This is a genomic window from bacterium (genome assembly GCA_040755755.1).
Lineage (GTDB): Bacteria > SZUA-182 > SZUA-182 > DTGQ01 > DTGQ01 > DTGQ01.
The window spans coordinates 1-8573 of record JBFLZW010000043.1 but is presented as its reverse complement, the minus strand read 5'-3'; the positions used below and the strand labels follow the sequence as shown (position 1 = coordinate 8573).

Annotated in this window: 9 protein-coding genes; all 9 read left to right on the top strand. The window is 43.4% G+C overall.

Annotated elements, in window-relative coordinates; genetic code table 11:
- Positions 1-333: 333 nt before the first annotated feature.
- The 9 genes from AB1611_13845 (at position 334) to AB1611_13805 (ending at position 8455) form a co-directional block, all read left to right on the top strand.
- Positions 334-558 carry a nucleotidyltransferase family protein gene (locus tag AB1611_13845; protein MEW6380673.1) on the top strand — a complete coding sequence of 75 codons (225 nt, stop codon included), beginning with the start codon at positions 334-336 and terminating at the stop codon, positions 556-558.
- Positions 559-692: 134 nt separating this feature from the next.
- A complete protein-coding gene (locus tag AB1611_13840) occupies positions 693-1247 on the top strand; it encodes a DUF3782 domain-containing protein (protein ID MEW6380672.1) in 555 nt (184 codons plus the stop codon).
- A 484-nt stretch (positions 1248-1731) separates the two neighbouring features.
- Positions 1732-4419, top strand: coding sequence for a DUF1156 domain-containing protein (locus AB1611_13835; protein MEW6380671.1), 2688 nt, complete (start codon positions 1732-1734; stop codon positions 4417-4419).
- 61 nt (positions 4420-4480) lie between these two features.
- Positions 4481-4774 (top strand): nucleotidyltransferase family protein, encoded by a 294-nt coding sequence (locus AB1611_13830; GenBank protein ID MEW6380670.1) that lies wholly within the window; start codon positions 4481-4483, stop codon positions 4772-4774.
- Positions 4775-4818: 44 nt separating this feature from the next.
- Positions 4819-5121 carry a DUF86 domain-containing protein gene (locus tag AB1611_13825; GenBank protein MEW6380669.1) on the top strand — a complete coding sequence of 101 codons (303 nt, stop codon included), beginning with the start codon at positions 4819-4821 and terminating at the stop codon, positions 5119-5121.
- A 145-nt stretch (positions 5122-5266) separates the two neighbouring features.
- The gene (locus AB1611_13820; GenBank protein MEW6380668.1) at positions 5267-5566 is read left to right on the top strand and encodes a nucleotidyltransferase family protein; all 300 of its coding nucleotides are present in this window, start codon (positions 5267-5269) and stop codon (positions 5564-5566) included.
- Positions 5567-5650: 84 nt separating this feature from the next.
- Positions 5651-6103, top strand: a complete 453-nt coding sequence (locus AB1611_13815; protein ID MEW6380667.1) for a DUF86 domain-containing protein — start codon at positions 5651-5653, stop codon at positions 6101-6103.
- Positions 6100-6291 carry a hypothetical protein gene (locus tag AB1611_13810; protein ID MEW6380666.1) on the top strand — a complete coding sequence of 64 codons (192 nt, stop codon included), beginning with the start codon at positions 6100-6102 and terminating at the stop codon, positions 6289-6291. The genes AB1611_13815 and AB1611_13810 overlap by 4 nt, the downstream gene beginning before the upstream one ends.
- 82 nt (positions 6292-6373) lie before the next feature.
- Positions 6374-8455, top strand: a complete 2082-nt coding sequence (locus AB1611_13805) for a DUF499 domain-containing protein (protein MEW6380665.1) — start codon at positions 6374-6376, stop codon at positions 8453-8455.
- The last annotated feature ends 118 nt before the right edge of the window (positions 8456-8573 follow it).

Below are 8573 nucleotides of genomic sequence, written 5' to 3'. Positions count from 1 at the left end.
AAGCAAGCAAAAAGTAAAAAGGCACAAGGAGGAACTTGTTTTACTTTTACTTTTCAATGATATCCTCTGCGTCTCAGCGTCTCTGCGGGAGAATTACTAATTCTTATGTAAGTGCCATTCCCCTTAACAGAGCAAAGCGCCTTAGTATGAGGAAGCTTTTGAATTATCATGCACGCTGTAGGCCAAGATGATATCAGGGGGAAGACGAAGAGAATTAGTGATTAGAAATGAGGGGTTCCCCATCCCAACTTTTAATCATCAGTTCCAAGGCCGGAAGGTGGAGGATGAAAAAATGGAGACCCTTGCAGAGAAGAACTGCATAAGAAATACAAAGTGAGAGAAATCGGGATATTTGGCTCGTATGCCAGAGGTGAGCAGAAAAAGAGGAGTGACGTGGATATCCTGGTTGAGTTTGATGAAGTCCCAGACTTGTTTAAATTCATTGAACTTGAGAGATATCTTGAAAAGCTCCTTAAGGTAAAGGTTGATCTCGTCAGAAAGAAGGCTATTTGGCCAGAACTAAAAGACCTCATCTTAAAAGAGGTAGTCTATGTTTGAAGCGAGATTACGGGCTTTTTGTTAAAGATATCCTGGATAGCATAAATAAAATTGAAGATTTTGTGCATAATATGGGCTTTTGGAAATTGGGACAAGTCCCAATTTCGCTCCTCCATATATAAAGGAGATATCTTATGACTAATATAGAAATAGAGAAGGGATTTCAGGAGATATGGAATCTGTTTAAAGAAACAGATCAAAGATTTAAAGAAACGGATCAAAGAATTAAAGAAACAAACGATGAAATCAATAGGACGAGCAAGGCAGTGAATGCCCTGACAGGAAAATGGGGCAAATTTGTAGAAAATTCAATCGCTCCTTCGGTAATAAGGCTGTTTAAAGAGCGAGAGATAAAGGTAGATACCATCTATCAAAGAGTTAAGAAGCAAAAAAACGGGTTTGGAATAGAAATAGACATCCTGGCCATAAATGGTGAATATGCAGTATTAATAGAAGCCAAGAGCACCCTGAGAATAGAAGACGTCGATGAACATTTAGAGAGATTGAAAAACTTTAAGGGATTTTTTCCTGAATATCAGGACAGAAAAGTGATCGGAGCAGTAGGAGCGCTCGCCATAGAGGAAAAAGCGGATAAGTACGCTTATAGAAAAGGGTTATTTATCATAGTGGAAAGAGGAGAGAGCGTGGCTATCCTCAATGATGAAAAATTTAAGCCCCAAATATGGTAGAGCAGAAAGCCTGGCTACCTGGCACTCTTGAAAACGGGAATAGATTCCAAAATATAAATAAAGGAGATAATTATTTCTACTTTGCCACATTACCAGCTAAGTGGTTGAATTTCTTGAAGATCCAATTTTTAGCAGTAGTTAATATTATCAATAACTTAACCATAAATGTGACAAAGTAGAATTATAGAGATTGCCCAAATTAAAAATAAAAATAATATGGCAGAAAAGGTTGGAACTACAAAGGGAGATACTCATGGCATTTATACTATAAACGGCTTAGAATTGAACTTTTCCAGAGGAGCCAGGAGTCAGGAGTCAGAATTCACAAGAAGGTGTGGGCTATCTTAAATAAGGAGTCCTTTTACTTTCTTCTGGCTCCTGACTTCTGACTCCTGTGCAAAAAGTTCAACATTCACCCGTTCGCAGTATAAATAAAAGATAAATTGAGAAAATCCTGAAGGAGATTGAAAGGGATTACACTTAGATGATAAACGATAAGCGCTTCATAGAAGAGACCTTTCCGGTACGGGAAGTCAGCATAGAATCAGCAAGAGAGAAAAATATCCGGCATGGGCATATATCTACCCTGCATATCTGGTGGGCAAGACGACCGCTGGCATCAAGGCGAGCAACTAATTATGCAGCCCTGATCCCCGCTCCAGAAAATGTTGATGAATGGAATAAACAGAGAGAGTTTATCATCGAATTTTCGAAGTGGGAAAAATCCTTGAGCCGCCAGCTCATTGATAAAGCCAGAGAAGATATACTGAAGGCAAATGGTGGAAAACCACCAAAGGTGCTCGATCTCTTTGGTGGAGGTGGGACTATTCCATTGGAAGCTCTTCGCCTGGGATGTGAAACCTACTCTAATGACGTGAATCCTGTTGCGGTTTTAATTCAGAAATGCACCCTTGAGTATCCTCAGAAGTATGGAAGATCGAAGGATATAAAAGCAGATAAGGGGAAAAAATTAATCTGGGCTAATCCCTTGCAAAATTCTCTGCTTGAAGATGTGAAAAAATGGGGCAAATGGGTTTTAGATGAAGAGGAAAAGGAGATTGGGAGGTTTTATCCAACAGAGGCGGACGGTGCTATTCCTGTTGGTTATATTTGGGCAAGGACAATTCCCTGTCAAAATCTAACATGTAGTGCCGAGATTCCTTTAATGCGTCAATTTTGGTTAGCAAAGAAGGAGAAAAAAAAGATTGCCCTTTTCCCCTATGTTGAGGGTGGAGAGGTGAGGTACAAGATTGTGGGCGATGGATATGAAAAGATACCAGATGGGTTTGATCCTTCTAATGGCACTATTTCAAAGGCAGTTGCCACGTGTTTAGCTTGCCCATCGGTCGTTGATGATAAAACAACAAGAAAATTATTTCGGGAAGGAAAATCTGGGCAGAGGATAATAGCTGTGGTTTTACATAAGCCAAGCACAAGCGGCAAGCGATATAGAATTGCTACAGATAAAGATATAGAAATTTTTAGAGAGGCAGAGAAATGTTTGAAGGAAAAACAGGAAAAGCTGATGTTGGAATGGGGAATAGATCCCGTGCCGGATGAGGCAATTCCTATACCTTGTCATGATGTAGATCGACCACCGATGTACGGAATGAACACATGGGGCGATTTATTTAATATAAGGCAGAAGTTAGCACTGATTACCCTTGCAGAGAAAATGAGAGAATCGTACAAGAACATGAGCGAGTCGAAACTTGGAGAGGATTATGCAAAGGCAGTGGCTAGTTATTTAGGACTGGGAATAGATAGAACTTTAATGTTTACATCTACATTAACGAGATGGAAAGCGGATGCAGAGTGTCCAGTGGATATCTTCGCACGACAAGCTCTACCGATGACATGGGATTATGTTGAAAATAATCCTATCTATTCTCATAGCGGGGCATTTATAGACCAAGTCGAAAGAATCATATATTCGTTAGAACAAACTCTTGTCTCTGACACTCCCGCCACCATCACTCAATCCTCCGCCACATCATTGTCTTATCCCGATAACTACTTCGACGCAGTTTTCACTGATCCACCCTATTATGATAATGTTGGATATGCTAATCTTTCGGACTTCTTTTATGTCTGGTTAAAAAGGACAGTAGGAGATCTATATCCAGAACTGTTTTCGACACTGGTAACTCCCAAATTAAATGAGATCGTATCAGACCCTTATAGACATGGTGGGAAGGAGAACTCTAAGCAATTTTTTGAGTCTATGCTCAAAAAATCCTTCCAAGAAATCTATCGTGTCTTAAGGCCAAATGGTATCACCACTATCGTCTATGCCCACAAATCCACCGAGGGCTGGGAAACTCTCATTAACTCACTCCTTGATTCCGGCCTAATCGTCACTGGCGCTTGGCCAATAAACACGGAAATGCGAACACGACTTCGAGCCAAGGAATCGGCTGCTCTTGCCTCTTCCATCTACATTGTCGCCCGCAAGATGACCCGCCAGCCTACCGGATTCTACAATGAGGTCAAAGAGGAACTGAAACAGCATCTCAACAAAAAGCTTGACCGGCTCTGGGAGGAGGGAATCAGGGGGGCAGACTTCTTCATTGCGGCCATTGGCTCGGCTATCGAAGTTTTTGGCAAATACGAGAAGGTAATGGATTATGAAGGCAATATCGTGCGTGCTGATCGGCTGCTGGAAGAGGTACGAAAAATCTCTACTGATTATGCCGTACACCAGATATTGCATAATGGCTTTGCCGGTGAAATCACTGACCTGACCCGCTTTTATGTCCTCTACCGATGGAATTATGGTGAGGCAAAGGTTCAGTTTGATGAGGCAAACAAGCTTGCCCGTACGTGCAGCCTTGATCTTCCCAGAGAATGGAGCAGACCTGGGTTCATCAAAAAAGAGAAGGAATTTATCAGGGTTTTGGGGCCGCAGGAGAGAAACCTTGCAGACCTTAAGGATGCATCGGAACTGATAGATATTCTTCATAACGTCCTCCTGCTTTGGGAAAAGAGCAAACGGGAAGAGATGATGAAACTGCTTAAGGACACAGGGTATGGCGATAAGGAAGCCTTCTTCCGTGTGGCGCAGGCAGTATCCGAGACACTGCCTATTGAGAGCAAAGAGAAAAAGCTTCTGGATGGGTTTTTAGCTGGTAAGGAGCGATTGCAAGAATCCAGGCAGCGGAAATTATTCTAGCGGGAATTATCCTAACGGGGGGTATTCCAACGGAAGCCGTCCCGATGAGAGGTAATTTTAAATGAGAGAGCTTGTAAATATTATAAGGATTCTCAAGGGCTTAGAAGATCAAATAAGGCAAAAATACAAGGCTGAGATTATTGGGGTATTTGGTTCTTATGCCCGTGGAGAACAAAAAGAAAGCAGCGATATAGATATCCTGGTAAGGTTTCTGGAAGGCGCGTCCTTACTTGATTTCGTCGGCATTGCGGACTTCCTCGAAGAAAAACTCAAGGTAAGAGTGGACATTGTTCCTGCTGACACTGTTCGGGAAGAAATCAAGGAGCAGGTCTTTAAAGAGGCCGTTTACCTATGAGTACGAGGAACCATAAGCTTTACCTGGCTGATATCATAGAGGCTATGGAAGCCATTGAGAAGTTCGTAGAAGGGATGGATCTTGAGACTTTAAGAACTGATGACCTGAGATCGAGTGCCATCATAAGGAAGCTTGAAATTATCGGAGAAGCAACCAAAAATGTTCCAGAAAGCATTAGAAAGAGCTATCCCTCTATCCCCTGGAGAGAAATGGCAGGGATGAGAGACAGGCTCATTCATTTTTATTTCGGCATCAAATGTGAACTTGTCTGGAATACGATAAAGGATGTTATCCCGAAGATTAAACCATTGATAAGCAAGATCTTAGAAGAGTCGGAACAAGGCTGAAACCAACCGGAATCGATCAGGATCAATTGGAGTAAGTCGGCTCAAATGAAACAAGCTGGAGTAACAGTGTAATGAAGCGGGCGAACGGGAGGCCAAGAGGGTGGTCATTGCCAGCACACCTTTTGAAGCTTGAGGAGTAAGAAAAATGAAAACCCTTGAAAATATAAAAGGTATCGTGGGAGATCATAAAGAGGAACTGAGGCAGAAATATAAAGTAAAAGAGATAGGAATTTTTGGCTCTTACGTTCGTGGTGAGCAGAAAGCAGTGAGCGATGTAGATATTCTCGTGGAATTTGAGAGTAGGGCTAAGATTGGCCTTTTAAAGTTTATCAATATGGAAAATTACCTCAGTGAGCTTTTAGGAGTGAAAGTTGACCTTGTTATGAAAGATGCTCTCAAGCCCAATATAGGAAAGCATATACTCGAAGAGGTTGTTTACCTGTAAAGAGAGCACCCTGCAAAGAGGAAAAGCTGTAAGGCTGCAAAGATAAAGAGCTGTAAAAATAAAGAGCTGCAAAGATAAAAACCCATGAAGAGAGAAATTAAAGATTATATTCTGGATATCATAGACGCTTTGGACAAGGCGATGAAATTTGCTCATGGCATCTCCTACGATAAATTTGCGAAGGATGATAAAACCATTTTCGCAGTGATACGGGCATTGGAAATCATCGGTGAGGGCGTTAAGAAGATTCCCCCCAAAATGAGGGAAAGATACCCTGAGATACCGTGGAGGGATATGGCTGGAATGAGAGACATGTTAATCCACGAATATCACGGTGTTAAAGTAGATATTGTATGGATTACAGTGAAAGAAGAACTTCCGCCCCTACGACCGGCATTTAAAAAAATACTAAAAGAGATTGAAGAGATTGATGAATCTGATAAAACTGAGAAAGCTGAGAAAACCGAGGAAACCGAGGAAAATGAAAAAATCGGAGAAGTTGGAAAAGTTGGAGATATTGAAGAGGGAGAAAAATGAAACCTGACGCAAGCAAAGGTGAAAGCAAGGATGAGAAACCTTTAGACAGGTTTTTAGCGGGTACGGGTAAAGAGCCAAAGATCGGCTGCAAAGATAAGGATCAGAGCACCGGAGGATATCAGAATAGGGGATATCAGAGCAGTGGATATCATGACGGGGGGTATTATAACGGAGGTTATTACCGATGAAAGCCTTTCATACGATTGCCATTCCCCATCAGGATATTTTAGAGGGCAGGCTCACAATGGATATCTTTGCCGCAGAATTTTGATGGATGAGGTTTTAGAGTATGTGACCAAAGCAGCAGGCGTGCGAGTGGCCGAAAGCACCCTGGCGAACCAGACCATTGCCTTTATGCAGGAACTCACCGAAGCGGTAGGTACATTAGCCAAGGTTTGCCTGGTAGTCACTTTGCCTTCAAGCATTATGGAGCATTACGATGCAAAGGCGGAAAGACTTTACCAGCAGTTACAGCATGTAGCTGGCAGAGTTGAAAAGATATACACACCGGTTCAGGAAAACGAGATTACCAAAATCATCAGAAGGAGGCTATTCAGCCAGCTCGATGACGACAGCGCCAGAGATGCGGTAGCATGCTTCATGGGGTATGCTGAAAAAGAAGGGATTCTTCCGGCAGGATTATCCCAGAGCGAATACAGGGATAGATTCCTTGACTCATATCCATTCATGCCGGAGGTAGTGGACATGCTCTACCACCATTGGGGAAGTTTTCCGAGCTTTCAGAGGACCCGTGGCGTACTCAGGCTTCTTTCCCTGGTGGTACACTCCTTAAAAGGATCGAATAAGCCATACATCAGTGCGGCAGATTTTGACCTGGCTAATCAGGGACTCCGACAGGAACTGGTAAAGCATCTCGGACAAGAATACAACAGCATTATTGCTGCCGATATCACGAACATTGAGGCGGGTTCCAAGAAGGTAGATTCATCACTGGGCAATGCCTACCAGGGGCTCAATCTGGGCAGCAGGGCGGCTCGTACGATATTCCTTCACTCTTTCTCAGGCGGCAGAGAGCACGGCATTACCACGGCTGAGATCAAGCGGGCCGCTACCACTCCTGAAAACCCTGCCAGCGTTGTAGCTGAGGCTGTTGAGCAGCTTCGGGGGAAACTCTTTTACCTGCAAAATACCGGCGAGAGATATTTCTTCAGCAATCAGCCCAACTTAAACCGTATCCTGCTGAAAAAGATGGAAAACATCAAGGATGACAGACTCGTTGAGACCGAACGCGAGCTTCTGAAAAAGAGCATTCTTGGTGGAAAGATGAAAGTTTTTATCTGGGAGAAAAATCCAGGCAATATCCCAGATTCGGAAGAATTGAAACTGGTGATTCTTAATCAAGAAGCCAGTGAAATGATGAGCACTATCGTCAAAACCAAGGGCCAAACACCACGGGTTTACCGGAACACAATCTTTTTCCTCTATCCTCTGGAATCCGAAAGAACAGGCTTTATCAATACCCTGAAGCACAAGATGGCCTACGATGATATTGAGGCTGATAAAAGCCTTAATCTCTCTGCCGAGCAGCAGAAAACAGTTAAGAAGGAACTCGATAAGGCCGGAACGAGGCTGAAAGAATCCATTCGCATGCTCTACCGGATCATTGCCATTCCAGATAAGGAGCGGTTTAAAGACGCTGACCTGGGTATCCCCACCTATGGTGAGGATAAGGGGCTCGATCACGAGGTATACGAGAAACTGCGCGCCGATAAAGAGATACTGGAAAGAATCGCTCCGCTAGTCCTCCGAGAGAAGTACCTTTCCGGCAGGGATTATGTCTCCACAGACCAGCTCTACCAATCATCCCTCAAGACCCCTGGAGAACCAAGGCCAAAGAGCAAAGCTGTCCTGGAACAGGGAATCAGTGAAGGTGTCCGTATGGGCCTTTTCGGCCTGGGCGAGATGGAAAACGATGCTCCAGTCTGCCGGTACTTCAAGGAGCCCGCATCAATCGCCTTCTCTGAAAATGAAGTCATGATAAGCGAAGCCCTGTGCAATGAACAAAGGAAGAGAAAAGAAATCCTCCCTGAACCAAAAGACCCTGTCTACCCCCAACCATCTGGTACGGTGAATTCTCCACCCATCTCAGGTTACCAGGGAAACAGCCAGGGGGCTACAACACTGCCTACACCTTCAGTATCATCACCAGGATCATCAATATCACCGCAGATATCACCAACAGCATCACCAACAGCATCACCATCAGTGCCACCAAAGGTTAAAGATAAAATCCATCTACGGTTCCAGGTGCCCAAAGGGAAGGTAGCCAATATCATGGGAGTAATGAACCTCTTGCAGAGTAAATTCGCCATCCTGGAGATGGAATGGTAATGTCAATCGAAAATTCCCCCACCGTGACAGCCGAAAATTCCCCCACCCCCAAATTATAAATTTATAAAATAGTTAACAAGTGAAATTAGTTGTTGAGATTGTGAATAGGGTGGAAACC

What these genes read in the sequence shown, in the direction of transcription:
- AB1611_13805 (MEW6380665.1), top strand. Translation starts at nt 6,374, where the DNA reads ATGGATGAGGTTTTAGAGTATGTGACCAAAGCAGCAGGCGTGCGAGTG.
- AB1611_13810 (MEW6380666.1), top strand. Translation starts at nt 6,100, where the DNA reads ATGAAACCTGACGCAAGCAAAGGTGAAAGCAAGGATGAGAAACCTTTA.
- AB1611_13835 (MEW6380671.1), top strand. Translation starts at nt 1,732, where the DNA reads ATGATAAACGATAAGCGCTTCATAGAAGAGACCTTTCCGGTACGGGAA.
- AB1611_13820 (MEW6380668.1), top strand. Translation starts at nt 5,267, where the DNA reads ATGAAAACCCTTGAAAATATAAAAGGTATCGTGGGAGATCATAAAGAG.
- AB1611_13830 (MEW6380670.1), top strand. Translation starts at nt 4,481, where the DNA reads ATGAGAGAGCTTGTAAATATTATAAGGATTCTCAAGGGCTTAGAAGAT.
- AB1611_13840 (MEW6380672.1), top strand. Translation starts at nt 693, where the DNA reads ATGACTAATATAGAAATAGAGAAGGGATTTCAGGAGATATGGAATCTG.
- AB1611_13825 (MEW6380669.1), top strand. Translation starts at nt 4,819, where the DNA reads ATGGAAGCCATTGAGAAGTTCGTAGAAGGGATGGATCTTGAGACTTTA.
- AB1611_13815 (MEW6380667.1), top strand. Translation starts at nt 5,651, where the DNA reads ATGAAGAGAGAAATTAAAGATTATATTCTGGATATCATAGACGCTTTG.